Origin of the sequence: Frateuria sp. GZRR35, from assembly GCF_051900415.1 — a bacterium.
Taxonomy (GTDB): domain Bacteria; phylum Pseudomonadota; class Gammaproteobacteria; order Xanthomonadales; family Rhodanobacteraceae; genus Frateuria_A.
Genome location: NZ_JBHZGL010000002.1, coordinates 325,919 through 348,902, shown reverse-complemented (window position 1 = coordinate 348,902; position 22,984 = coordinate 325,919). Strand labels below are relative to the sequence as shown.

The window sequence follows — 22,984 nt, the reverse complement described above, 5'->3', positions numbered from 1 at the left end:
AACACGCCTGATGTTCACCTACTACCTCGACCTGGCCCTGCGCAGCCTGAGGCGCAACAAGGCGCTGACCGCGCTGATGGTGCTGGCCATCGCGCTGGGCATCGGCGCGTGCATGACCACGCTGACCGTGCTGCACGTGCTGTCGGGCGATCCGTTGCCCGGCAAGAGCGCCCAGCTCTACTACCCGCAGCTCGATCCGCAGGACATGGACGGCTATCAGCCCGACGAGGACCCGCCGGTGCAGGTGACTTGGACCGACGGCATGAACCTGCTCCATGCCCGGCGCGCCGACCGCCAGGCGCTGATGACCGGTGGCGCGGTGCCGGTGCAGCCGGCGCAGTCCGCGATCGAACCGTTCTTCGAAGACGCGCGCTACACCACGGCCGACTTCTTCTCCATGTTCGACGTGCCGCTTCGGTACGGGCGGCCGTGGACGGCGGCCGACGACGAAGGCCGTGCGCGCGTGGCGGTCATCTCACGCAAGCTCAACGACAAGCTGTTCCAGGGCCGCGACAGCACGGGCGAAACCCTGCGCATGAACGACGTGGCCTTCCGCATCGTCGGCGTGCTGGACAGCTGGCGCATGACGCCGCATTTCTACGACCTCAACAACGGCAGCTACGCCGAGAACGAGGGCGTGTACCTGCCGCTGACCACCGCCTACGAGCTCAAGCTCGGCCGCAGCGGTTCGACCGACTGCTGGGGCAAGGGCTCCGACCCCGACCACATGGACACCGCGCCCTGCGTGTGGCTGCAGTTCTGGGTGCAACTGGACACGCCGGCCAAGGCCGCCGCGTACAAGCAGTTCCTGGTGCACTACTCGCAGGAGCAGAAGACGCTGGGTCGCTTCCAGCGCCCGCCGAACGTGCGCCTGCTCGACGTGATGGGCTGGCTCGACTACAACAAGGTGGTGCCGGGCGACGTGCGGCTGCAGGCGTGGCTGGCGTTGGGTTTCCTGCTGGTGTGCCTGGTCAACACGGTCGGCCTGATGCTCGCCAAGTTCCTGCGCCGCAGCCCGGAACTGGGCGTGCGCCGCGCACTGGGCGCCTCGCGCCGCGAAGTTTTCATGCAGCTGTTGGTGGAGTCGGGCGTGATCGGCCTCACCGGTGGCATCGCCGGCCTGCTGCTCTCGCTGGTGGGCCTGTGGCTGGTGCGCAAGCAACCGTCCGACTACGCCGCACTGGCCCACCTGGACCTGTCGATGCTGCTGGCCACCTTCCTGCTGGCCGTCGGCGCCTCGCTGCTGGCCGGATTGCTGCCCGCCTGGCGGGCCTGCCAGGTCACCCCGGCGCTGCAGCTGAAGAGCAACTAGGAGCATTCCATGGACATTCTTCCGATCCTCTCCACGTTGCGCCGCCACAAGATCACGGCCCTGCTGCTGGTGCTGGAGATCGCGCTGACCTGCGCCATCGTCTGCAACGCGGTGTTCCTGATCAATCAACGGCTCGAGCGCATGCAGATGGTCAGCGGCGTGGCCGAGCACGAGCTGGTCCAGATCCAGGCCTTCGGCATCGGCGACACCGCCGACGCAAAGGCGCACGCGCAGGAAGACCTCGTGGCGCTGCGCCAGATCCCGGGCGTGAAATCGGTGGCGCTGACCAACCAGGTGCCGTTCACCAACAGCTCCTGGAACACCAGCGTCAAACTCGATCCGAAGCAGAAGCAGGCGACCCTCAACGCCACCCAGTACTTCGGCGAGAACCTGTTGCAGACCCTCGGCACGCAGCTGGTGGCGGGCCGCGATTTCGAGCCGGGCGAGTTCCTCGACATGCGCCTGGTGGCGCGCGACGAAAAGCTTGCGAAGAAGATCACCACCGTGATCATCACCCGTGGGCTGGGCGAGAAGCTGTGGCCGGGGCAGTCCGCGCTAGGCAAGACCGTCTACCTCGGCGGCGATCCGGTGCGCGTGGTCGGCGTGGTGGCCGGGTTGATCCGCCCGGCGTTGTTCGGCGGCGACGATACCGCGCAGTGGTCGATGGTGTTCCCGTTGCGGATGGATTCGGACAACGCCAGCCGCTACCTGATCCGCACCGCGCCACAAGACCGTGACCGCGTGCTGGCCGCCGCGGTCGCCACGCTGCGCAAGACCGACCCGCACCGCATCATCCTGGAGAAGAAGACGCTGGACGACATCCGCGCCGAGTTCTTCCAGGACGACCGCGCGATGGCCGGCCTGCTCGGAGGCGTGTGCATCGCGCTGCTGGTGGTGACCGCGCTGGGCATCGTCGGCCTGGGCAGCTTCTGGGTCGCGCAGCGGCGACGCACGATCGGCGTGCGCCGTGCGCTGGGCGCCACGCGGGGCAACATCCTGCGTTACTTCCAGACCGAGAACTTCCTGCTGGCGACCATCGGCATCGCGCTGGGCATGGCGCTGGCCTACGGCATCAACCTGTTCCTGATGCTGCATTACGAGCTGCCGCGGCTGCCGGCGTACTACTTCCCGGTCGGCGCGGTGGCGTTGTGGCTGATCGGGCAGGTGGCGGTGCTGGGGCCGGCCATGCGCGCGGCCGCGGTGCCGCCCGTGGTGGCCACGCGAAGCGTTTGATCTGGCTCCCTTTCCCCCATCTTTGATAGATGCAGGGGGGAGAGGGTTGGGGTAAGGGGCCGGGGCTCGCGGGGAAGTCTGTTTTTTTTACGAGGCAAAGCTAATGATGGCATTCGGAACGAATATTCAGGCACGGCGGCAGCCCTCGCTCCGCCCGACCCACCCAAGCCCTCTCCCCGGCGGGGAGAGGGGGCAGAGGACGGAGGCGCGCGCCTGATGTTTGGCTATTACTTCGACCTGGCGATGCGCAGCCTCAAGCGCAACAAGGTACTCACTGCGCTGATGGTGCTGGCGATCGCTGTCGGCATCGGCGCCAGTATGACCACGCTGACGGTGATGTACCTGCTCTCGGGCGATCCGCTGCCCGGCAAGAGCGCACGGATCTACTACCCGCAGCTGGATCCGGAAACCGGCGCCGACGTGCGCAAGAACCCTGCGGATCTTCTGGACTACATCTCCGCGCACGACCTCTGGCAATCGGGCAAGGCCGACAGGCAGACGATGGTCGTGTTCGGCTCGATCAAGGTGCAGCCGGGGCTCGCCGGGCAATCCCCGTTCATGGCCGACACGCTGGCCACCACCTCGGACTTCTTCCCGATGTTCGACGTGCCGTTCCGTTATGGCGGCGCGTGGAATGCCGCCGACGAGGCGCGCGGCATACGCCAGGTGGTGATCTCCGACGTACTCAACCAGCGCCTGTTCGGCGGCGCCAACAGCGTGGGCCGCACGATCGTGCTCAATGGCACCGGCGTACAGGTGGTCGGCGTGCTCGACCATTGGCGGCCGCGACCGCTGTTTTACATGCTGGTGGGCGCGCGCTATTCGGGCGGCGACACCGGTGGCTACTACGTCCGGCCGCAGGACGTGTTCCTGCCGATGCCGACCGCGCTGGACATCAATGCCGGCAACTTCGGCTGGTTCAGTTGCTGGGGCAAGCCCGACCGCATGGATCTGCGCAACGCGCCGTGCGAATCGGTCGGCCTGTGGGTGCAGCTGGACACCGCCGCCAAGGCCGCCGCCTATCGCCGTTATCTCGATGCCTACGATGCGCAGCAGCGCGCGCTCGGCCGGCTCACCCACCCGGCCAACACGCGGATGATGTCGTTGCGCGAGTGGATGGCCTACCAGAACGCGGTGCCCAGCGACGTCAAGCTGCAGACCTGGCTGGCGTTCGGCTTCCTGCTGGTGTGCCTGTTCAACACGGTGGGCCTGTTGCTGGCCAAGTTCCTGCGCCGCAGCGGCGAAATCGGCGTGCGCCGGGCGCTGGGCGCGACGCGCAGCGCGATCTTCGCCCAATGCCTGGCCGAGGCGGGCGTCATCGGCCTGCTCGGCGGCGTGGGTGGATTGCTGCTGACCTTGCTGGGACTGTGGCTGGTACGCCAGCAGCCGGTGGCCTACGCCGACGTGGTGGCGCTCAACGTGCCGATGCTGCTGCTCACGATCCTGCTGGCGATTGCCGCGGCACTCGTGGCCGGCGCGTTCCCGGCACTGCGTGCCAGTCGCGTGCCCCCAGCGCTGCAGTTGAAGACGCTTTAGCCGCGCCGCCCGCGCGAGCGCCACGGAACGCACCAACCTAGATACAGATCCGGGACCCCACACATGCAAATCCGACCCATCCTCGCCGCCTTGCGCCGCCATCGCGTGGCTGCGTTCCTGATCGGCATGGAAATCGCCCTGGCCTGCGCGATCCTCTGCAACGCGCTGTTCCTCATCTCCGCCCGCATCGGCACGATGCAGGTGGGCAGCGGCGTCGACGAAGACCGGCTCGTGGTGGTCTCGCTCGACGGCGTCGACGACAGCGCTGCCGCCGACCTGGCCGCGCGGCTGCGTTCGGGCCTGGCCGGCATCGCCGGCGTGCAGTCGGTGGCGGTCACCAACGCGGTGCCGTTCGGGCAGCAGGCGGGCGAGGCCGGCTTCCGCCTGCGCGCGGATGACCAGCATTACGACAACCAGGGACACTTCTACGTGGGCGGCCCGGCGTTGCCCTCGACGCTGGGCCTGCAGCTTGCGGAAGGCCGCTGGTTCACCCCGGACGAGTTCGGTCCGATCAGCGAGTTCCTGCCCAGGTCGCCCTCGATCATGCTCGACAGCGACTACGCCAGGACGTTGTGGCCGGGGGAGAGTCCGCTCGGCAAGACCGTCTACGCGATCGACAAGGTCTTCCGCGTGGTGGGCACCTACCGCTCGCTGCTGCGGCCCAACCCCAACCCCGGCCACACGCACAACACCCTGTTGCTGGCCGGCATCCCCGGCAAGGGCCTGGCCAGCGTCTACGTATTGCGCACGGCGCCGGGCAAGGCCGACCAGGTCCTGCAGGCGGCGCGCGCGCTGGTCGCGCGGGTCGCGCCTGCCGTGGTGGTGAACCAGACCTACACCGACACGATCAGCGGGCTGCGTCGCACTTACTTCGCCGCCGACCGTGCCATGGCCGGCATGCTCGTGGGCGTGATCGCGGCACTGCTGCTGGTCACCGCGCTGGGCATCGTGGGCCTGGCCAGTTTCTGGGTCCAGCAACGGCGCAAGCAGATCGGCGTGCGGCGTGCGCTGGGCGCCACTCGCGGCGACATCCTGCGTTATTTCCAGACCGAGAACTTCCTGATCGTCAGCTTTGGTATCGCGCTGGGCATGGTGCTGGCCTTCGGACTCAACCTGGTCCTGATGAGCCGCTACGAGCTGCCGCGTCTGCCGCTGTACTACCTGCCGGCCGGCGCGCTGCTGTTGTGGGTACTGGGTCAGCTGGCGGTGCTTGCGCCAGCCCTGCGTGCCGCGGCGGTGCCACCGGTGGTGGCGACGCGGTCGGTTTGACGTAAGCGCGCGGGCGCTCCCATCACCTGCCGAACCTTTCGGTTCCAAGGACGGTAAGCAAGGGGCAAGACCACCCGCCGCAGCATTCGATTTGCCAGGAGTTACACGGAATGTTCGCCTACTACCTCCACCTCGCCCTGCGCAGCCTCAGGGGCAATCCGGTCCTCACCAGCCTGATGGTGGGGGCGATCGGGCTCGGCATCGGCGCAAGCATGACCATGATCACCGTGCTGCACGTGATGACCGCCGATCCGCTCCCGGGCAGGAGCGCGCAGTTGTATCGCCCGCACCTGGATCCCACGCCGCTCGATTACAAACAGCACGAGGGCAGTCCCGACCCGAGCGACAACTTCACCTGGCCCGACGCCATGGCGCTGCTCGATGCCCACAAGGCCACCCGGCAGGCGGCCATGGCGGGCGGCTCGCTGCTGGTGCGCCCTGCGCGTGCAGGCATGCAACCGTTCGACGCGACCGGGCGCTATGCCACGGCGGAGGTCTTCGGGCTGTTCGGCGTGCCGTTCACCTACGGGCAGGGCTGGTCGGACGCGCAGGACAAGACGCGTGCTCGCGTGGTGGTGCTGAGCGACGGACTCAATCGCCAGCTGTTCGGCGGCCAGGACAGCCTCGGCCAGACCGTGCGGCTGGAGAACACCGATTTCCGGGTCGTTGGCGTCACCGCGCGGTGGAAGCCCGATCCGCTCTTCTACGCCGATACCTCCACCCGGCAGTATGCCGATACGGATGAGTTCTTCCTGCCGCTGGCCACCGCGGTCGATCTCGAGCTGGGCGTCAACGGCAACTTCAGCGGATGGGGCAAGGATCGGGCCGAGGACCGGATGCACAGCCCGACCACGAGCTGGCTGCAGTTCTGGGTGCAGCTGGACAGCCCGGCGCAGGTCGCGGCGTACCGTCAGTTCCTCGTCGACTACTCGGCCGAGCAGAAATCGCTCGGCCGCTTCCAGAAACCCGCGACCCACGCGGCGTTGTACGGCCTGATGGCATGGCTGGCCCACCAGAATCTGGTGCCGGACGACGTGCGCCTGCAACTGTGGCTGGCGCTGGGCTTCCTGCTGGTGTGCATGACCAACATCGTGGCGTTGCTGTTGGCGAAGTTCCTGCGCCGCAGCGGCGAGATCAGCGTGCGCCGCGCCATGGGCGCACGGCGGCGCGACATCTTCCTTCAGCTGGGCATCGAGGCGGCGGTGATCGGCGTGGCCGGCGGCGTGTTCGGCCTGGCCATCGCGCAGCTGGGCCTTTGGAGCGTGCGCCAGCGCCCCGACGACTACGCGAGGCTGGCGCAGATGGACGTGCCGATGCTGCTGGGTACGGTGGCGCTGGCGATCGTCGCCAGCGTGCTGGCCGGCTTGCTTCCGGCGTGGCGTGCGTGCCGCCTGCCGCCCGGGTTCCAGCTCAAGACGTTGTGACGCGCCATCCACCGGCGCGGACGGGCCATCGACGTCCATGGCGCCAACCCAGCCGCCCGATCGCACACAAGGACACATCGGCATGCCATTGCAACCCATACTGGCCAGCTTGCGGCACCACAAGCTGACCGCGACGCTGCTGACGCTGCAGGTCGCCATCACCCTGGCCATCGTGTGCAACGTGGTCTACATGATCGCCAGCCGCGTGGAGCGGATCAGCGTGTCGACCGGCCTGGCCGAGGACGAGCTTTCGACCGTTCCCAGCCGGAACATCGACAAGGTCGGGAATCCCGACGCCCAGCTTGTGGTCGATCTGGCCGCGTTGCGCGCCATCCCCGGCGTGCGCGCCGCGGTGGCGGTCAGCTATTCGATGCCGCTCAACCGTAACGAGTGGTCGCAGGGGATCTGTCCCGACAAGCAGGCACTGGATCGTGCGATACAGCGCAATTCGCTGGAGGGGAGCGGCTGCGTCGAGCCCAGCGTCTACGACGGGACCTTGGGCCTGATCGACACCTGGGGGCTGGATCTGGTCGAGGGACGCGGTTTCACCCCGGATGACTACCCGGCCCATGGCAAGCCGGTCGTCGCGATCATCACGCGCGCACTGGCGCAACGCCTGTACCCCGGGCAGCGCGCGCTCGGGCAGAGCATGTACGACGGCGACCGGTTCATCCGCGTCGTCGGCATCGTGAAGAGGCTGGTGCGCCCGGACCTGCGCGCCGACGGCAGCAACGACGAGAGCATGCTGCTGCCGCAACCGCCCGATAGCGGCGGCGCGCTCTACGTGTTGCGCAGCGCGCCGCAGGATCGCCAGCGGGTACTCGCACAGGCGAGCGCCGCGCTGATGCGGGTCAACCCGCAGCGGCTGATCAAACCCGAGCGGCTGCGGACCTACAGCGAAATACGCGCCAGCTATTTCCAGCGCGACACCACCATGATCGGCTTGCTGATCGCCTCGGCACTCGGGTTGTTGTTCGTCACCGCGCTCGGTATCGCCGGGCTGGCCAATTTCTGGGTACAGCAGCGCACGCGCACGATCGGCATCCGCCGCGCCATCGGCGCCACGCGCGCGGACATCCGTTGCTATTTCCAGGCGGAGAACTTCCTGATCGTCAGCGCCGGCGTGCTGCTGGGCGTGCTGCTGGCGGTCGGACTGAACCTGCTGCTGATGAGCCGCTACGAGCTGCCGCGCCTGCCGCTGTGGTATCTGCCGGTCGGCGCGCTGGCGCTGTGGGCGCTGGGCCAGCTTTCGGTACTGGCGCCGGCCCTGCGCGCCTCCCGCGTGCCGCCGGTGGTGGCGACGCGGTCGGTCTGAGGGGCGGTGGCTTCCCCTTTGGCGGACCTGTGGCAACCTTTTGGGGTGGAGATGCATCCATGCCCACATGTGCAGGAAAAAAATGCGAACCGTCCTGATCATTGACGACAACCCCGCGGTCGGCGAGGCGCTGTCGCTGCTGCTGTCGCTGCACGACATCCGACCGCTGATCGCGCTGACGCCCGAGGACGGCCTGGCGATGCTCGATCGCGAGCTGGTCGACGTGGTGATCCAGGACATGAACTTCACCGCCGATACCACTTCCGGCGAGGAAGGCGTGGCGCTGTTCCGTGCGATCCGCCAGCGCCACACCGACCTGCCGGTGATCCTGCTGACCGCCTGGACGCACCTGGAGACGGCAGTGGAGCTGGTCAAGGCGGGCGCGGCCGATTACGTGGCCAAGCCGTGGGACGACACCAAGCTGCTGGCCACGGTTGAAAACCTGCTGGAGCTTTCCGAATCTACCCGCGAGGTCAACCGTACCCGCCGCGAGCGCCGCCGGCGCCGCGACGTGCTGCGCCAGACCTACGCGCTGGACTCGCTGGTGTTCGCCTCCGATGCGATGGCGCAGACGCTGGAGCTGGCCTGCCAGGTGGCCCGCTCGCATGTGCCGGTGCTGATCACCGGTCCCAACGGCGCCGGCAAGGAGCGTATCGCCTGTATCGTGCATGCCAATTCGCCGGTGCGAAATGGGCCGTTCGTCGCCGTCAACTGCGGCGCGTTGCCAGGCGAGCTGATCGAGGCGGAGCTGTTTGGCGCCGACGCCGGCGCCTACACCGGCGCCAACAAGGCGCGCGAGGGCCGCTTCGAATTGGCTGACGGCGGCACGCTGTTCCTGGACGAGATCGGCAACCTGCCGTTGCCCGGCCAGGTGAAGCTGCTGCGCGTGCTGGAGACCGGGCAGTTCGAGCGGCTGGGGTCGGGCCGCACGCGACAGGTCAAGGTGCGTGTGCTGTCGGCCACCAACGCCGACTTGAAGGCGATGGTGCGCGCCGGCACGTTTCGCGAAGACCTCTATTACCGCCTCAACGTGATCGAGGTGAACCTGCCGCCGTTGTCCGAGCGCACCGACGACATCGTGCCGCTGGCCGAGCATTTTCTCGATGGCCGCGCCGAACTCGGCGATGCGGCGCGCGAGGCGCTGGTGAGCTACCCGTGGCCGGGCAATGTGCGCGAGCTGAAGAACGCGATCGAGCGCGCCGCGCTGCTGGCGACCGACGGCGTGGTGACGCCGCAGTTGCTCAATCTCCCGCAGCACACGCCCGCGGTGGCGCGCAACCTGGACGAGCCCAGCCGCGAGGCGGTCGAGACTGCACTGCATCGCGCCGACGGCGTGGTCAGCCGGGCCGCGCAATCGTTGGGATTGTCGCGGCAGGCGCTGTACCGACGCATGGAGCGCTACGGATTGGCGACCGGCTGAGTGGGCGCAGGGTGGGCTTCAACCCACCGGCGGACATCGCGGCGCAGGGCGGTGGGCTGAAGCCCACCCTACGGCGCCAGGGTGTGCCAGATGGCGGTTGCCGGTATCACAGGCGCGCGGGATGATCGGCGCCAGTCCCCAGGGAGCAGAAACCATGCGTATCCGGATTTTCATATTCGCCGCCTTGTTGTCCGCCGCCGGGGCGCACGCCCAGTCGGTGCCTTCCACCAGCACGCCTGCCAGCGACAGCTGGAGCACCCCGGCACCGGCTTCCACGGCGAGCTATCGGGCCGACGCGGCGCTTCCCGTCCAGCAAAAGAAGTCTGCCTCGCGCTTCAAGTTCAAGGAGCGCGATGGCCTCACCCCACCGCACGCCAACGCCGCGCAGCAGCACTCGGGCAACGCCGGGGTGGGCACCATGGGCACGATGGATCGCAACGGGCGCCCGGCGGTGAACTGCCCGCAAACCCCCATGGACCCTGCGTGCCACTGATCCGCCTGGACCGGAGCCTCGCATGCAACTGAGATCGCTGCAGGCGCGGTTGACCGGGCTGCTGATGCTGGCGAGCCTCAGTGGCGCGCTGGTCTACGCAGGCCTGACCCAGTGGCCGTTGCCGCAGGTGCTGGCGTGGCTTCGCCACGATCCGCGCCTGGGCGTGCATCTGCCGGCCTGGCCGGGCATCTCCGGCGGTCTGCTCGCCACCTTGCTGGTGCTGCTGCCGCTGGCATTCTGGCTGGGCGGGCAGGTAATGTCGCCGATCCGTCGCCTGCTGCGCGCGCTCGAGGGCGCGGTAGCCAGTTACCGCGATGGCGATTTCAGCTTTTCCATCGCGGCCGACCGGCGCGACGAACTGGGCGCCCTGATCCGCATGCACAACGCGCTGGGCCAGACCCTGCGCGAGCAACGCCAGCACCTGGTGCAGCGCGAGCTGCTGCTCGACACCGTGGTGCAGCACACACCTGTGTCGCTGGTGCTGGCCAACACCCAGGGGCGCATTGCCTACGCCAACATCGCCGCCCGACACCTGTTCAACGAAGGGCGCAGCCTCAACGGGCTGGATTTCGGCGAGCTGCTGCTCAACGTGCCCGAGGCGCTGCGGCGCGCGGTGGAAAATGGTGAGGATGCGCTGCTCAGCGTGCCGATGGACGGCAACGATGAAACCTTTCATCTGTCCCAGCGCCTGTTCCGGTTGCAGGGGCGGCCGCACAAGCTCTACTCGTTGCGCCGCATGACGCGCGAGCTGTCGCGGCAGGAGGTGGCGACGTGGAAGCGGGTGATCCGCGTGATCAGCCACGAGCTCAACAACTCGCTGGCACCGATTTCGTCGCTGGCGCATTCGGGCGCGGAACTGGCCCGGCGCGGCGACCTGGCGCGGCTGCCGGGCGTGTTCGCCACCATCGGCGAGCGCGCGCGCCACCTGCATGGCTTCATCGCCGGCTACGCCAGCTTCGCCAAGCTGCCCACCCCGCAACCGCAGGCGATCGACTGGCAGGCGTTCCTGGACAGCCTGGCGCTGCATTGCCGTTTCCGGTTCGCCGGATCGGTGCCGACCGAGCCGGGCTGGTTCGACAAGGCGCAGATCGAACAGGTGCTGATCAACCTGATCAAGAACGCCCACGAGGCCGGGGGCAGCGAAGAAGGCGTCACGCTTTCGCTGGCCCAGGTCGGCCACGACTGGCGCATCGAAGTGGCCGACCGCGGTCCCGGCATGAGCGAGACGGTGCTGGCGCAGGCGTTGCTGCCGTTCTATTCGACCAAGCGTTCCGGGACCGGCCTGGGACTGGCGCTGGCGCGCGAGATCACTGAGGCGCACGGCGGACGCATTGCCCTGGCCAATCGCGAAGATGGCGGCCTGCGGGTGAGCCTGCTGCTGCCGGCGAGGTCCCTGTAGGAGCGCACCTGTGCGCGACCGTGGAGCCTCCCGGTCGCGCACAGGTGCGCTCCTACAGGGTCGCCCGCCGCCTATACTGGCTGCTCAGTCAAGGGAGGGGGAACATGGGCAGCATCGTGATCGGTGTAGTCATCATCGTGCTGGCGATCATCGTCATCGCCAAGCTCGTACGGATCGTGCCGCAAGGCTACGAATGGACGGTGGAAACCTTCGGCCGCTACACGCGTACGCTGAGCCCGGGCCTGCATTTCCTGATTCCGTTCTACCAGGCCGTGGGCGCCAGGATGAACATGATGGAGCAGGTGCTGGACGTGCCCTCGCAGGACGTCATCACCAAGGACAACGCGGTGGTGCGCGTGGACGGCGTCGTGTTCTACCAGGTGCTCGACGCGGCCAAGGCGGCCTACGAGGTCGCCAACCTGGAGCAGGCATCGCTCGCGCTGGTGATGACCAACATCCGCACGGTGCTCGGTTCGATGGATCTGGATGAATCCTTGAGCAAGCGCGACACCATCAACGCGCAGCTGCTGCGCGTGGTCGACGAGGCAACCCATCCCTGGGGCGTCAAGGTCAACCGCATCGAGATCAAGGACATCGCGCCGCCACGCGACCTGGTCGACGCGATGGCCAAGCAGATGAAGGCCGAGCGCGAGAAGCGCTCCAACATCCTGGAGGCTGAGGGCTTCAAGCAGGCGGCCATCCTCAAGGCCGACGGCGAGAAGCAGAGCGCGATCCTCGCGGCCGAGGGCAAGAAGGAAGCGGCCTTCCGCGAGGCCGAGGCACGCATCCGCCTGGCCGAGGCCGAGGCCGAAGCGACCAAGATGGTGTCCGACGCGATCGCCAACGGCAATCTCAATGCGCTCAACTACTTTGTCGCCAACAAGTACGTCGAGGCGCTGAAGGAGATCGCGCATTCGCCCAACCAGAAAATGTTGCTGCTGCCGATGGAGGCGACCGGCATCATCGGTTCGCTGGCGGGCATCGCCGAGCTGGCCAAGGAGTCGTTGTCGCAGCAGGGGACGAAGGCGGTCCCACCGCCGCGCTGAGGCGGGGCTTCCCCCATCCGCCTGTCGGCACCTTCCCCCGCGCTTGGGGGAAGGGCCGGGATGTGAGAGCTGAGGTTCGCTCCTTAGCCTTTGCGCAACTAAGACCGATCCTTCCTCCGTTCACGGTGGAAGGCGCCCAAAGGGCGGATGGGGGCAAGCTTGCCGCACGCCACGCGCTTGCCGCCGCTTTTCGCAAGCGACACCATCGCCACACGCAACCTGGAGTCCGCATGTTCTCCACCCTCGCAATTCATCACCTCTGGTGGCTGCTGGCCCTGCTGCTGATTGCGCTGGAGGTCGCCCTGCCGGGCTATTTCCTGCTGTGGATCGGCATCGGCGCGGGTGCCACCGGCGTGCTTGCCTGGCTATTCCCAAGCATGTCGCTGCTGGCGCAGGCGATCGCCTTCGCGGTGCTCGCGTTCCTTGCCTGTGCCGTCTACGCCCGTGTGCTCAAGCCCCGGCTCCGGCGCGGCGACGCCGCCAGCGAGCGGCTTAACCGCCGCGGTGCGCAAATGGTCGGCCAGCGCTACGTGCTGATCGAGCCGATCGTCAATGGCCGCGGCAAGGCGCGCGTGGGTGACGGCGAGTGGCTGGTCAACGGCCCGGACCTGCCGCTCGGCGCCACGGTCGAGGTACTCAGCGTCGACGGCAACACCCTGCAGGTACGACCGGCCGCATGAGCGGGCTGATCCCCGGGGCGGCGCAGGCGCCGCTGGAAACCCGCATCGCATTCCTGGTGGAGCTGGCGCGCCGGCTGCACCAGTACGGCACGTCGGCGCCGCGCCTGGAGATGGCCATTTCCGCGTCGGCGCAGCGGCTGGCGCTGATCGCCGATGTCTGGTCCAGCCCCACCGCCATCATCATCTCCTTCGCTGACGCCGGCGCCGAGGAAGGGTTGGCGCAGGTCACGCAGGTGATGCGGTTGCCGCCCGGCGACGTGCACCTGGCGCGCCTGTGCGAGGCCGATGCGATCGCCGATCGCGCCATCGCGGGGGAACTGGGGCTGCGCGAGGGCTTTCGCCTGCTGCGCGAACTGGGTCGGCCGGAAACGCGGCGGGCGCAGGCCGGTGTGATCGGCAGCTACGGCCTGTCGGCGGCGAGCGTGGCGGCGCTGTTCCTGCACAGCTCCTGGGCCGACCTGGTGGTGGCCGGTGCGATCGGCCTGCTGATCGGCTTGATCACGGTGCTCGCAGCCACCCGACCGCGGCTGGCGGCCGCCAGCGACGCAATCTGTGCGCTGGTGGCGACGGCGGGCGCGATCCTGGTCAGTGCATTCGTGGTGCCGCTGGCAATCAAGTCGGTGGTGCTGGCGGCGCTGATCGTGCTGGTGCCGGGGATGTCGTTGACCACGGCGGTGCGCGAGATCTCCAGCCAGCACCTGACCTCGGGCATGGCGCGCATGGGCGGTTCGATCGCGACCCTGCTCAAGCTGACCTTCGGTACCGTGGCGGCCAGCCAGTTGTGCGCGGCCTTTGGCGTCACGGCGGGCACGTTCGTGTTGCAGCCGTTGCCGCGCTGGATGGATTGGCCATCGTTGCTGGTTGGCGCGTTGGGATTCGCGATCCTGTTCCGTGCGGCGCGGCGCGACTGGATCGTGGTCGTGGCTGCGGTAGCGGTGGGTTATCTGGCCACCCGCTGGGGCGGGCTGTTATCTCATGCGGTCCCCGGGGCGCCGTTTGGCGTCTTCCTGGGCGGGTTGTTGCTGGGGGCGATGGCGAATCTGTACGCGCGCTATTTGCATCGGCCTGGGGCGGTGGTGCGCGAGCCGGGGATCATTTTGCTGGTGCCGGGCAGCGTGGGGTTCCAGAGCGTGTCTTATCTGTTCGAGCGCGACACGACGTTGGGGATGGATAGCTTCATCCTGCTGATCACGCTGTTGATTTCGCTGGTGGCGGGGTTGTTGTTCGGGGATCTGCTGGTGTCGCCGCGGCGGTCGCTCTAGCTTCGAGAGCTGCTTGAGCGAACGTTCGGAACGAATCGCTTCGAAGCGAAGGCTTAGAGCGAGAGGCTTTAGAGCGAAGAGCTTCGGACGCCGTTGGCGCCCGAGTCACTTTCTCTTGCTTGCCCAAGAGAAAGTAACCAAAGAGAAGGGCACCCGATGGCGCGCCCTACGGGCCTTCGGCCCTCCGGGTGCGCGTGCGGATGGCGGGGTTTTTCGACGGGGCTTCCTGCCCCGACGAAAAACTGGCCGGCGTCCTGCCGGCCACCCTGCGGGCTGATCCGCCACCCGCCCGCCGCGCCATAGGGGTCGCAAAAGCAGCGCGCTTCCTGCGCGCACTTTTCAATAAGGCCAGAGCGCAGAGCCAGAACGTAGAGCCGGAACGTGGAGCAAAGCGCGGAGCCAGAGCGTAGGGCCAGAGCCCAGAGTCGGGCGCAGATGCGGAGCGCTGGGCCAGAGTGCAGAGTTGAGGTGCAGAGCCGAGGTGGGCTGAAGTGCACGGCCACATCGCAGAACCACGGCGCAGCGCCGGAGCGCGGAGCGAAAGCCGGAGTGCGAGGCGAGACTGCTTTCGCCGCGAAGGGCTTGGAGTGAAACGCTTGCGGAAAACGAGCTCCCTCTCCCCTCCGGGGAGAGGGTTGGGGTGAGGGGTGGGACTCGCCTCGGCGTGTCAGCCAGGGCGGCGGGTGTTTCAGTCTTGGGCGTCCTCGCCCTCGTCGCCCGCTTGTTCCTGCTGCAGTTCCTTCAGCAACTGGAAGATCTCCCGGTAGGCACGCGGCGGCTTGTTCGCGGTGCGCTCGCTGCGGGCCTGGCGGATCAGCGAGCGCAGGTGCTGGCGGTCGACCGAAGGGTGTTCGGCGATCAGTGAGGCGGCGGCCTCGTCGTCGTCGATCAGGCGATCGCGCAGCGCTTCCAGGCGATGCATGGCCGCGGTTTCCTGGCGCTGACGCTCGCGGTTCTCGCCGAGCTCGGCCCGCACGCTGTCGAAGACCGCCTCTTCGTGGCGGCGCATCTTCTTGGCCAGGAAGGCAAGCTGGCGCTTGCGCGCTATGTGCGCGCTGATCCGCCGGACGTTCGCGATCTCCTCGCGCACGTCCTCCGGAAGGTCGAGCTTGGCCAGGCGGCTGGGTGGGAGCTCGACCAACTGGTTGGCGAGCGCCAGCACGGCCAGCGCTTCGCGGCGCTGCTGGGTACGGCTGGGACCGTAGTCCTGCTCGTCGAGTTCGGTCTGGTTGCGGCTGCGGCTGGGACTCACGGGCTTTCCATCGAATCGGGTGGGTTGGGCATTTCCAGCGCGAAGCGGGGCACGGGCTCGCCATCGACCGTCACGGTCTCCACGAACATCGCCAGCGGGCGAACCCAGAGGCCGTGCTCGCCGTACAGCGCGCGGTACACGACCAGCTCCTCCAGCGTCTCGCTGTGGCGGGCGATGCCGAGCACCTGGTAGCGCTGGCCCTTGTAGTGTCGGTAGATGCCGGCGACCGGTGGCATGCGCGCTCCTTTTGATCGGTCAGGGGCGACCCCATGTCCGGAAGTCGTGCAGTGTTTCGCCGCCCATTCTACCTGCCTGAAGGAACGCCCCGTGAGTGCAGCCGTCCTGTCCGCCGACACCAGCCACCAGGAACTCGACCGCCTGGCCGAGCTCGCCGAGGATGTCATCCGCCGCGCGCGCGCCGCCGGCGCCAGCGCGGCCGAGGTGGCGGCGAGCATCGACAGCGGTCTCAACGTGAACGTCCGCCTGGGCGAGGTGGAGACGGTCGAGCACACGCGCGATCGTGGCTTCGGGCTGACCGTGTACTTCGGCCAGCGCAAGGGCACGGCCAGCACCGCCGACCTCAATCCCGCCTCGATCCAGGCCACAATCGACCAGGCCTGTGCGATCGCGCGCTTCACCGAGGCCGACCCCGCTGCCGGCCTGGCCGATGCCTCGCGCATGGCGACCCGCTTTCCGGACCTCGATCTTTGGCACCCGTGGCAGGTCGATACGGCCGAGGCGATCGCGCTGGGCCAACAGATCGAGGCGGCCGGGCGCGCGCACGCGGGCGTCACCAATTCCGATGGCGCTGCCGTGCAGGCGGGCCAGACGCTCTCGGTGTACGCCAACTCGCACGGTTTCGTCGGGCGCGAGCGCGCCACGCGGCATGCGCTTTCGCTCTCGCTGATCGCCGGCGAGGGCGACGGCATGCAGCGCGACTACTGGTATGACTCGGTGCGCGATGCCAACGACTTCATGAGCGCGCAGGCGCTGGGTGACAAGGCGGCCGAGCGCACGCTGGCGCGGCTCAACGCGCGCAGCCTGGGCACGCGCCAGTGTCCGGTGCTGTTCGTGCCGGAGCTCGCGCGTGGGCTGATCGGGCATCTGGTCAGCGCGGTGAGCGGCGGTGCGCTGTACCGGCGCGCCAGCTTCCTGCTCGATCACGCCGGCAAGCGGGTGATGCCCGAATGGATGAACATCGTCGAGCGTCCGTTCCTGCCGCGCGGCATGGGCTCGGGCGCATTCGATGCCGAAGGCGTCGCCACGGCGGACAGCGCGCTGGTGGAAAACGGCGTGCTGGCGCGCTACATCCTCGGCAGCTACTCGGCGCGCAAGCTCGGGCTGGAATCGACCGGCAACGCCGGCGGCATCCACAACCTGCTGGTGGAGCCCGGCCAGGATGACTTCCACGCGCTGCTCAGGCGCATGGGCACCGGCCTGGTGGTGACCGAAGTGATGGGGCAGGGTGTGAGCACGCTCACCGGCGACTATTCACGGGGCGCGGCGGGCTTCTGGGTCGAGAACGGGCAAATCGCCTTTCCGGTGGAGGAGATCACGATCGCCGCCAACCTGCGCGACATGTTCGCCGGCATCGTGGCGGTGGGAAGCGACGTGGACCGCCGGGCGCAGATCCTGACCGGCTCGATCCTGCTGGACCGGATGACGGTCGGCGGCCAGTAGCCTTTGGCCTATGGCGTCGCCGCGCGGCTTTGCTAGCATCGCGCCACCGGCGACAGGCCGGCGTCATCGAAGGAAAGAGGAGCCTGGCATGAGCGTTCCACCCGATTCCGTCGTCCCGCCCCCGCCGCCTCCGGGCGAGCCGGTTCCGCCGCCGGAGCCGTTCGATTCGGCCGGCGGCATGCCCAGTCACGAAGAGCGTCAGTGGGCGCTGTTCGCGCATCTTTCCGCGTTGGTTGGCGGATTGCTTACGGGCGCCTTTGCCGGCCTCGGCTGCTTCATCGGGCCGCTGATCATCTGGCTGATCAAGAAGGACACGATGCCTTTCGTGGACGATCAGGCCAAGGAAGCGTTGAACTTCAACATCACCCTGGCCATCGTGGGCGTGGCGCTGTTGCTGCTGACCTTGATCACTTTCGGCTTCGGCGCGTTGCTGACGGTGCCGGTCGGCATCCTGATCGGCATCGCCTGGCTGGTATTCACGATCATTGCCGCGATCAAGTCGAACGAAGGCGAGCGGTACCGCTATCCGTTCACGCTTCGGCTGATCAAGTGACTCCCGGGCGGGCCTCGGCCTGCCCGGCTACTTTGTAGGAGCGCCCTCGGGCGCGACCGCAGGCATCCCGGTCGCGCCCAAGGGCGCTCCTACAGTTGTTTTCAGTGGGAGCGGTTGGCCGCGTAGTGCGCCAGCTCTTCGAGCAGCACGGCCCCATGGCCGAAGGGCGCGCTCGCCTGCAGGGCGGTGGCGGTCAGCTCCGCCAGGCGCGCGCGCGAAGCGTCCAGCCCGATGATCGAGGGGAAGGTCGGCTTGTCGGCCGCCGCGTCCTTGCCGGCGGTCTTGCCGATCACCGTCGATTCGCCTTCCACGTCGAGAATGTCGTCGCGCACCTGGAAGGCCAGGCCGACGGCGGCGGCGTAACGGTCCAGCGCGTCGAGCGCGGTCGCGTCCGCGCCGGCCGTGAGCGCACCCAGGCGCACGGCAGTGCGGATCAGCGCGCCGGTCTTGCAGGCGTGCATGTGTTCGAGTTCGGCCAGCGTGAGCTTGCGGCCCACGGCCGACAGGTCCAGCGCCTGGCCACCGGCCATGCCTTCGGCGCCGCAGGCGCGGCCGAGCACGCGCAGCATCTGAAGCGTGCGCGCGGCGTCGCGGCCGTTGTGCGGATCGTGGGCGAGAATCTCGAAGGCGAGCGCCTGCAGGGCGTCGCCGGCAAGGATCGCCATCGCTTCACCGTAGACGATGTGGCAGGTCGGGCGGCCACGGCGCAGCGCGTCGTCATCCATCGCCGGCAGGTCGTCGTGCACCAGCGAGTAGGCGTGGATCAGTTCGACCGCGCAGGCGGGCGCATCCAGTTCAATGCCGTCCATCCCCAGCGCGTGGCCGGCGGCGTAGACCATCAACGGGCGCAGCCGCTTGCCGCCGCCGAGCACGGCGTAGCGCATGGCCTGGTGCAGTTCCAGTGGCGGCTGCTGCTCGGACGGCAGCACGCGCGCCAGCGCGGCGTCGGCGCGCGCGGTCAGCGCGAGCAGCCGTGTGCCGAGTTGGGGCGCGTCAGGATTCGGATTCGAAGGGTTCGGCGTCGTCGGGCGCATCGGGATCGAGCAGCAGGCGCACGCGCAGCTCGGCCCTGTCGAGGGCCTGCTGGCAGTGACGGTAGAGGCCGATGCCGCGCTCGAAGGAGGCCAGCGATTCGTCCAGGCTCAGCTCCCCGCCCTCCATGCGCGCCACCAGTTGTTCGAGCTCGTCCAGCGAGTGTTCGAAGTCGGCGACGGACGGGGTTTCCGCGGGGGCGGGAGCGGGTTTGGCCATGGGCCGCAACGCTAGCGCAGCGGGGGGCGGGAATCAATGTTTTCGCGGCCTTGCAAGGACTTTGCTTCGAGTCGCGCGCCCGAAGCCCCTCCCTCCCGGAGAGGGTCCGTCAGGCGGGCGAGGGTTCGGGCAGAGCGAAGTGTGTACTCGCCGCTTTCCCCGTTCCGGAAGGGAAGGGCCAGCTTCTGGCTCAGCCAGGTGGTATCCAGCGCGGGCGTGCGCGCGCGGCATCGAACAAGGCCGCGCCGCGTGCTGTTCGCCACAGGTCGGCGACCGCCACCAGTTCGCCTTCCGCGTAGAGCAGCGGGCAGGCCAGGCGGCGCCAGGGCGGCAACGCCACCTGCTGGAACAGATCGCGCAATTCGCGGGTATGCCGGTCGCCGGCGGGCTTGATGCGTTCACCGCCTCGTCGCAGGCGCACGGTGAGCGGCGAGTCCAGGCGCGCGTCCGGGCTGAGTGACAGCCGGCCACCGTCGGGCAAGGTCAATGCCTCGCCGTGCCAGTTCGCCTCCCAGTGCGGATCGACCGATGCCCGCGGCGCATGTGCCCAGAGCCGGCCCTTCCAGATATGCAGCTCGGCTCCTGGCCAGCACACGCAGGGCTGCTGGCCAGCACGGGCATGGCACTGGCGCTCGATCTGTCGCCGCTGCGCGGCGGTGGGTGCAGGCAGGCCACTGGCGTGCAGCCAGTGGTCGAGCAGGGGCTCGCGCAGGGCCGGGTCGAGGGTGAGCCAGGCCTGCGCATCGAGGCTGTCGTTGGTGGAGTCGTGCAGGGTGCCGAAGGCCTTGAGCCAATGCGCGCGTAGGGTGTCGTCGGCGGCGCGGCAGAGTGAGGCGCTGTGCAGGATCGAATCGACCGCGTGCGGCCAGTGCAGGCGAAGTCGCGGCAGGATCTCGTGACGCAGGTGGTTGCGCGCGAGGCTGGTATCGCGGTTGGAGGGGTCGTCGATGCACGGCAATCCGTGGGCTTCGACATAGGCGCGCAACACCTCGCGCGGCAGGTCCAGCAGCGGGCGCCAGAGCCTCCCGGCGCCCAGCGGACGCACCGCGCGCATGCCGCCGAGCCCTTGCGGGCCGGCGCCGCGCAGCAGCTTGAGCAGTACCGTTTCCGCCTGATCGTCCCGATGGTGTCCGAGCAGCAGCCATTCGCCCGGTTGCAGCGCGTCGGCGAACGCGGCGTAGCGCGCGTGCCTCGCGGCGGCTTCCAGGCCGTCGCTGCCGCCACGCGCGACCTCGACCCGACGCACCTCGCAGTCGACGTCGAGCGATACACAAAATGCGGCGGCCTGCGCGGCCCAGGCGCCGCTTTCCGGATGTAGCCGATGGTCCACGTGCAGCGCACGCAAGCCGCGCGCACGCGCCGGCGGCAGTGTGGCCAGCGCATGCAGCAGGGCCGCGGAATCGGGTCCACCGCTGAAAGCTACGCACAGCGGGCTGTCCGGGTGGCCGTCGAGGGCCTGGCGCAGCGTCTCGGGCAGCGTGCGTGGGCTACTCACGGGCAGCCGGCTTCTTCTTGTTGTTGCGCACGTAGATGTGCTTGCCGTTGCCGTGCTGGCGGTCCTCGGTTTCGAACAGTCCGATCGCGGCGATGAGGCCACTCAACTTGCCATAGCCCCAGTTGCGCGAGTCGAACTCCGGCGCACGCTTGCTGACCATGCTGCCGACGGCGCCCAGGCCGGCCCAGCCGGTATCGTCGGCGGCATCCTCGATCGCGTTGCGCAGCAGGTTGACCAGTCGGGTGTCCTGGCGCAGCTCCTGCGTGTTCATGCGCGGCGCAAGCTCGGCCGGCTTTTCGTTGTCGCTGTCCGGTTTGCCGAGCACGTCGGTGTAGATGAACTTGTCGCAGGCGGCGACGAACGGCGCGGGCGTCTTGCGCTCGCCGAAGCCGTACACGGTCAGGCCCGATTCGCGGATGCGCCCGGCCAGGTGGGTGAAATCGCTGTCGCTGGAGACGATGCAAAAGCCGTCGAAGCGACCGGTGTACAACAGGTCCATTGCGTCAATGATCATCGCCGAGTCGGTGGCGTTCTTGCCCTTGGTGTAGCCGAATTGCTGGATCGGCTGGATCGACAGGTCCAGCAGCCGGTCCTTCCAGCCGCGCAGGTGGTTGTCGGTCCAGTCGCCATAGGCGCGTTTGACGTGGGCGGTGCCGTAGCGGGCCACTTCGGCGAGCAGGCCCTCGGCCAGGCCGGGCTGGGCGTTGTCGGCGTCGATCAGTACGGCGAGCTTGGCGTGGTCGGCCATGGCAACCTCTCCGGGACGGGTCTCGATAGTAAACCGCGGAGGGTCGAGGCTCTTTGTAGGAGCGCACCTGTGCGCGACCGGGATGCCTGCGGGTCGCGCACAGGTGCGCTCCTACAAGTTCACCGGCTGAAGTTGAGCTCGATGTCCAGGCCGCAGGGATCGGTGAGGAAGAGCTGCACCTGGCCCAGTTCGTCCACCTCGTCGATCTCGTAGGCCAGCCCGGCCGCATCCAGCCGCGCGCGGGTGGCGGCAAGGTCGGTGCAGGCGAAGGCCAGGTGATCGAGGTGGCCGGTCGGGGCAGCAGGGGTGTCACCTGGGCCGGCGATCGTCAGGTGCAGCACGTCGGTCTCGCTGGCGTAGAGCCAGTGGCCGCGCGAACCGGAGCGGAACGCCGGCCGCGGGCCTTCGTGCAGGCCCACTATGTCGATATAGAAGCGGCACAGGCGCGCGATCATGGCCTCCGGCGCGCGGATGTTTGCGTGGGCGAGGCCGCGCACGCCGGCCATGGGCTTATTCCGCGTAGGCGCCGTAGCTGCGCAGGCGCTTGTAGCGCTGCTCCAGCAGGTCGGGCTCGGCGATCGCTTCGAGCTCGTCGAGCTGGTTCATCAGCACGGCCTTGAGGCGCACGGCCATCGAGCGCGGGCTGCGATGGGCACCGCCCAGCGGCTCGCGGATGACCTTGTCGACCAGGCCGAGCTCGTGCAGGCGCGGGGCGGTCATGCCCAGTGCCTCGGCGGCGTCGCGGGCCTTGTCCTGGCTCTTCCACAGGATCGAGGCGCAACCTTCGGGCGAGATGACCGAGTAGGTCGAGTACTGCAGCATATTCACGCGGTCGCCCACGCCGATCGCCAGCGCGCCGCCGGAGCCACCCTCGCCGATCACCGTGCAGACGATCGGGGTCTTGAGGTCGGCCATTTCCAGCAGGTTGCGGGCGATCGCCTCGCTCTGGCCGCGCTCCTCGGCGCCGACGCCCGGGTAGGCGCCAGGGGTGTCGATGAAGGTCAGCAGCGGCAGGCCGAAGCGCTCGGCCATCTTCATCAGGCGCAGCGCCTTGCGATAGCCCTCCGGGCGCGGCATGCCGAAGTTGCGGCGCACCTTGGTCTTGGTGTCGCGGCCCTTCTGGTGGCCGATGATCATCACCGGCTTGCCGTTGATGCGGCCCAGCCCACCCACGATGGCGGCGTCATCGGCGTAGGCGCGGTCGCCGGCCAGTTCCTGGAACTCTTCGCAGATCACGCCGATGTAGTCCAGCGTGTAGGGCCGCGCCGGATGGCGCGAGAGCTGGGTGACCTGCCAGGAATTGAGGTTGCGGAAGATCTCGGCCGTCTTGACCTTGAGCTTCTCGCGCAGGCGCGAGACTTCCTCATCGATGTTGAAGGCCTGGCCGTGGCTGGCATGGCGCAGTTCTTCGATCTTCGCTTCCAGTTCGGCGAGCGGTTGTTCGAAATCGAGGAAGTTGGGGTTCATTCGCGGGCGATTCGGGACGCTGAGCGGGCCAGTATAGCCGGGGTGGGTGGAAAGGCGGGAACGCAGGCGTATGGGGTCATGGCCGTTCGCCCCGGGCGGATCGGAGTCCAAGCGCCGCCTGTGGCGGGGTGGTTCTTCGACTTCGGCCC

General features: G+C 68.3%; 22 protein-coding genes. 14 read left to right on the top strand and 8 right to left on the bottom strand.

Going from position 1 to position 22,984, the window contains the following annotated elements; all coding sequences use genetic code 11:
- Positions 1-10: 10 nt before the first annotated feature.
- From ACFWZ3_RS04160 to ACFWZ3_RS04105, 12 genes are all read left to right on the top strand, one after another.
- Positions 11-1,312: an ABC transporter permease gene (locus ACFWZ3_RS04160; protein ID WP_439706519.1), complete on the top strand. Its 1,302-nt coding sequence runs from the start codon at positions 11-13 to the stop codon at positions 1,310-1,312.
- A gap of 9 nt (positions 1,313-1,321) precedes the next feature.
- Entirely contained in the window at positions 1,322-2,545 is a 1,224-nt protein-coding gene (locus ACFWZ3_RS04155; RefSeq protein ID WP_439706518.1) for an ABC transporter permease, read from the top strand.
- 216 nt (positions 2,546-2,761) lie between these two features.
- Positions 2,762-4,081, top strand: coding sequence for an ABC transporter permease (locus ACFWZ3_RS04150; protein ID WP_439706517.1), 1,320 nt, complete (start codon positions 2,762-2,764; stop codon positions 4,079-4,081).
- Between the two features lie 63 nt (positions 4,082-4,144).
- Positions 4,145-5,350 (top strand): ABC transporter permease, encoded by a 1,206-nt coding sequence (locus ACFWZ3_RS04145; protein ID WP_439706516.1) that lies wholly within the window; start codon positions 4,145-4,147, stop codon positions 5,348-5,350.
- A 110-nt stretch (positions 5,351-5,460) separates the two neighbouring features.
- Entirely contained in the window at positions 5,461-6,774 is a 1,314-nt protein-coding gene (locus ACFWZ3_RS04140) for an ABC transporter permease (RefSeq protein ID WP_439706515.1), read from the top strand.
- Positions 6,775-6,856: 82 nt separating this feature from the next.
- Positions 6,857-8,089, top strand: a complete 1,233-nt coding sequence (locus ACFWZ3_RS04135; protein ID WP_439706514.1) for an ABC transporter permease — start codon at positions 6,857-6,859, stop codon at positions 8,087-8,089.
- Positions 8,090-8,171: 82 nt separating this feature from the next.
- Complete coding sequence (locus tag ACFWZ3_RS04130) at positions 8,172-9,509, top strand: sigma-54-dependent transcriptional regulator (RefSeq protein WP_439706513.1); 1,338 nt, start codon at positions 8,172-8,174, stop codon at positions 9,507-9,509.
- A 154-nt stretch (positions 9,510-9,663) separates the two neighbouring features.
- Positions 9,664-10,002: a hypothetical protein gene (locus tag ACFWZ3_RS04125; protein WP_439706512.1), complete on the top strand. Its 339-nt coding sequence runs from the start codon at positions 9,664-9,666 to the stop codon at positions 10,000-10,002.
- Between the two features lie 22 nt (positions 10,003-10,024).
- Positions 10,025-11,401 (top strand): sensor histidine kinase, encoded by a 1,377-nt coding sequence (locus tag ACFWZ3_RS04120; protein ID WP_439706511.1) that lies wholly within the window; start codon positions 10,025-10,027, stop codon positions 11,399-11,401.
- Between the two features lie 104 nt (positions 11,402-11,505).
- Complete coding sequence (locus tag ACFWZ3_RS04115) at positions 11,506-12,447, top strand: SPFH domain-containing protein (RefSeq protein ID WP_439706510.1); 942 nt, start codon at positions 11,506-11,508, stop codon at positions 12,445-12,447.
- A gap of 230 nt (positions 12,448-12,677) precedes the next feature.
- On the top strand, positions 12,678-13,127 hold the full coding sequence (locus ACFWZ3_RS04110) for an NfeD family protein (RefSeq protein WP_439706509.1): 450 nt from the start codon (positions 12,678-12,680) through the stop codon (positions 13,125-13,127).
- Positions 13,124-14,389, top strand: coding sequence for a threonine/serine ThrE exporter family protein (locus ACFWZ3_RS04105; protein WP_439706508.1), 1,266 nt, complete (start codon positions 13,124-13,126; stop codon positions 14,387-14,389). Before ACFWZ3_RS04110 ends, ACFWZ3_RS04105 begins: the two co-directional genes overlap by 4 nt.
- A 688-nt stretch (positions 14,390-15,077) precedes the next feature.
- Here the strand turns inward: ACFWZ3_RS04105 and yjgA are convergent.
- Together yjgA and ACFWZ3_RS04095 are read right to left on the bottom strand one after the other, a co-directional pair.
- Complete coding sequence (gene yjgA, locus ACFWZ3_RS04100; RefSeq protein ID WP_439706507.1) at positions 15,078-15,641, bottom strand: ribosome biogenesis factor YjgA; 564 nt, start codon at positions 15,639-15,641, stop codon at positions 15,078-15,080.
- Positions 15,638-15,877 carry a DUF1653 domain-containing protein gene (locus tag ACFWZ3_RS04095; RefSeq protein WP_439706506.1) on the bottom strand — a complete coding sequence of 80 codons (240 nt, stop codon included), beginning with the start codon at positions 15,875-15,877 and terminating at the stop codon, positions 15,638-15,640. The genes yjgA and ACFWZ3_RS04095 overlap by 4 nt, the downstream gene beginning before the upstream one ends.
- Positions 15,878-15,968: 91 nt before the next feature.
- Here ACFWZ3_RS04095 and pmbA point away from each other — a divergent pair, with 91 nt between their 5' ends.
- Together pmbA and ACFWZ3_RS04085 are read left to right on the top strand one after the other, a co-directional pair.
- Positions 15,969-17,321, top strand: coding sequence for a metalloprotease PmbA (gene pmbA, locus ACFWZ3_RS04090; RefSeq protein ID WP_439706505.1), 1,353 nt, complete (start codon positions 15,969-15,971; stop codon positions 17,319-17,321).
- Between the two features lie 208 nt (positions 17,322-17,529).
- Positions 17,530-17,874, top strand: coding sequence for a DUF4870 domain-containing protein (locus ACFWZ3_RS04085; protein ID WP_439706600.1), 345 nt, complete (start codon positions 17,530-17,532; stop codon positions 17,872-17,874).
- A gap of 101 nt (positions 17,875-17,975) precedes the next feature.
- On the opposite strand, the gene ACFWZ3_RS04080 is transcribed toward ACFWZ3_RS04085, so the two are convergent.
- The 6 genes from ACFWZ3_RS04080 to ACFWZ3_RS04055 all read right to left on the bottom strand — a co-directional run bounded on the left by ACFWZ3_RS04080 (position 17,976) and on the right by ACFWZ3_RS04055 (position 22,835).
- Positions 17,976-18,908, bottom strand: coding sequence for a polyprenyl synthetase family protein (locus ACFWZ3_RS04080; protein WP_439706504.1), 933 nt, complete (start codon positions 18,906-18,908; stop codon positions 17,976-17,978).
- Positions 18,868-19,125 (bottom strand): exodeoxyribonuclease VII small subunit, encoded by a 258-nt coding sequence (locus tag ACFWZ3_RS04075; RefSeq protein WP_439706503.1) that lies wholly within the window; start codon positions 19,123-19,125, stop codon positions 18,868-18,870. Before ACFWZ3_RS04075 ends, ACFWZ3_RS04080 begins: the two co-directional genes overlap by 41 nt.
- 190 nt (positions 19,126-19,315) lie before the next feature.
- Complete coding sequence (gene tilS / locus ACFWZ3_RS04070) at positions 19,316-20,620, bottom strand: tRNA lysidine(34) synthetase TilS (protein ID WP_439706502.1); 1,305 nt, start codon at positions 20,618-20,620, stop codon at positions 19,316-19,318.
- Positions 20,613-21,368: an NYN domain-containing protein gene (locus ACFWZ3_RS04065; RefSeq protein ID WP_439706501.1), complete on the bottom strand. Its 756-nt coding sequence runs from the start codon at positions 21,366-21,368 to the stop codon at positions 20,613-20,615. Before ACFWZ3_RS04065 ends, tilS begins: the two co-directional genes overlap by 8 nt.
- Before the next feature lie 119 nt (positions 21,369-21,487).
- Positions 21,488-21,874 (bottom strand): VOC family protein, encoded by a 387-nt coding sequence (locus ACFWZ3_RS04060; RefSeq protein WP_439706500.1) that lies wholly within the window; start codon positions 21,872-21,874, stop codon positions 21,488-21,490.
- Between the two features lie 4 nt (positions 21,875-21,878).
- The gene (locus ACFWZ3_RS04055) at positions 21,879-22,835 is read right to left on the bottom strand and encodes an acetyl-CoA carboxylase carboxyltransferase subunit alpha (RefSeq protein WP_439706499.1); all 957 of its coding nucleotides are present in this window, start codon (positions 22,833-22,835) and stop codon (positions 21,879-21,881) included.
- Positions 22,836-22,984 lie beyond the last annotated feature (149 nt).

What these genes read in the sequence shown, in the direction of transcription:
- ACFWZ3_RS04080 (WP_439706504.1), bottom strand. Translation starts at nt 18,908, where the DNA reads ATGCGCCCGACGACGCCGAACCCTTCGAATCCGAATCCTGACGCGCCC.
- ACFWZ3_RS04095 (WP_439706506.1), bottom strand. Translation starts at nt 15,877, where the DNA reads ATGCCACCGGTCGCCGGCATCTACCGACACTACAAGGGCCAGCGCTAC.
- ACFWZ3_RS04125 (WP_439706512.1), top strand. Translation starts at nt 9,664, where the DNA reads ATGCGTATCCGGATTTTCATATTCGCCGCCTTGTTGTCCGCCGCCGGG.
- ACFWZ3_RS04145 (WP_439706516.1), top strand. Translation starts at nt 4,145, where the DNA reads ATGCAAATCCGACCCATCCTCGCCGCCTTGCGCCGCCATCGCGTGGCT.
- ACFWZ3_RS04140 (WP_439706515.1), top strand. Translation starts at nt 5,461, where the DNA reads ATGTTCGCCTACTACCTCCACCTCGCCCTGCGCAGCCTCAGGGGCAAT.
- ACFWZ3_RS04160 (WP_439706519.1), top strand. Translation starts at nt 11, where the DNA reads ATGTTCACCTACTACCTCGACCTGGCCCTGCGCAGCCTGAGGCGCAAC.
- ACFWZ3_RS04115 (WP_439706510.1), top strand. Translation starts at nt 11,506, where the DNA reads ATGGGCAGCATCGTGATCGGTGTAGTCATCATCGTGCTGGCGATCATC.
- ACFWZ3_RS04075 (WP_439706503.1), bottom strand. Translation starts at nt 19,125, where the DNA reads ATGGCCAAACCCGCTCCCGCCCCCGCGGAAACCCCGTCCGTCGCCGAC.
- ACFWZ3_RS04105 (WP_439706508.1), top strand. Translation starts at nt 13,124, where the DNA reads ATGAGCGGGCTGATCCCCGGGGCGGCGCAGGCGCCGCTGGAAACCCGC.
- ACFWZ3_RS04150 (WP_439706517.1), top strand. Translation starts at nt 2,762, where the DNA reads ATGTTTGGCTATTACTTCGACCTGGCGATGCGCAGCCTCAAGCGCAAC.
- ACFWZ3_RS04155 (WP_439706518.1), top strand. Translation starts at nt 1,322, where the DNA reads ATGGACATTCTTCCGATCCTCTCCACGTTGCGCCGCCACAAGATCACG.
- ACFWZ3_RS04120 (WP_439706511.1), top strand. Translation starts at nt 10,025, where the DNA reads ATGCAACTGAGATCGCTGCAGGCGCGGTTGACCGGGCTGCTGATGCTG.
- ACFWZ3_RS04060 (WP_439706500.1), bottom strand. Translation starts at nt 21,874, where the DNA reads ATGGCCGGCGTGCGCGGCCTCGCCCACGCAAACATCCGCGCGCCGGAG.
- ACFWZ3_RS04130 (WP_439706513.1), top strand. Translation starts at nt 8,172, where the DNA reads ATGCGAACCGTCCTGATCATTGACGACAACCCCGCGGTCGGCGAGGCG.
- ACFWZ3_RS04135 (WP_439706514.1), top strand. Translation starts at nt 6,857, where the DNA reads ATGCCATTGCAACCCATACTGGCCAGCTTGCGGCACCACAAGCTGACC.
- ACFWZ3_RS04055 (WP_439706499.1), bottom strand. Translation starts at nt 22,835, where the DNA reads ATGAACCCCAACTTCCTCGATTTCGAACAACCGCTCGCCGAACTGGAA.
- ACFWZ3_RS04065 (WP_439706501.1), bottom strand. Translation starts at nt 21,368, where the DNA reads ATGGCCGACCACGCCAAGCTCGCCGTACTGATCGACGCCGACAACGCC.
- ACFWZ3_RS04110 (WP_439706509.1), top strand. Translation starts at nt 12,678, where the DNA reads ATGTTCTCCACCCTCGCAATTCATCACCTCTGGTGGCTGCTGGCCCTG.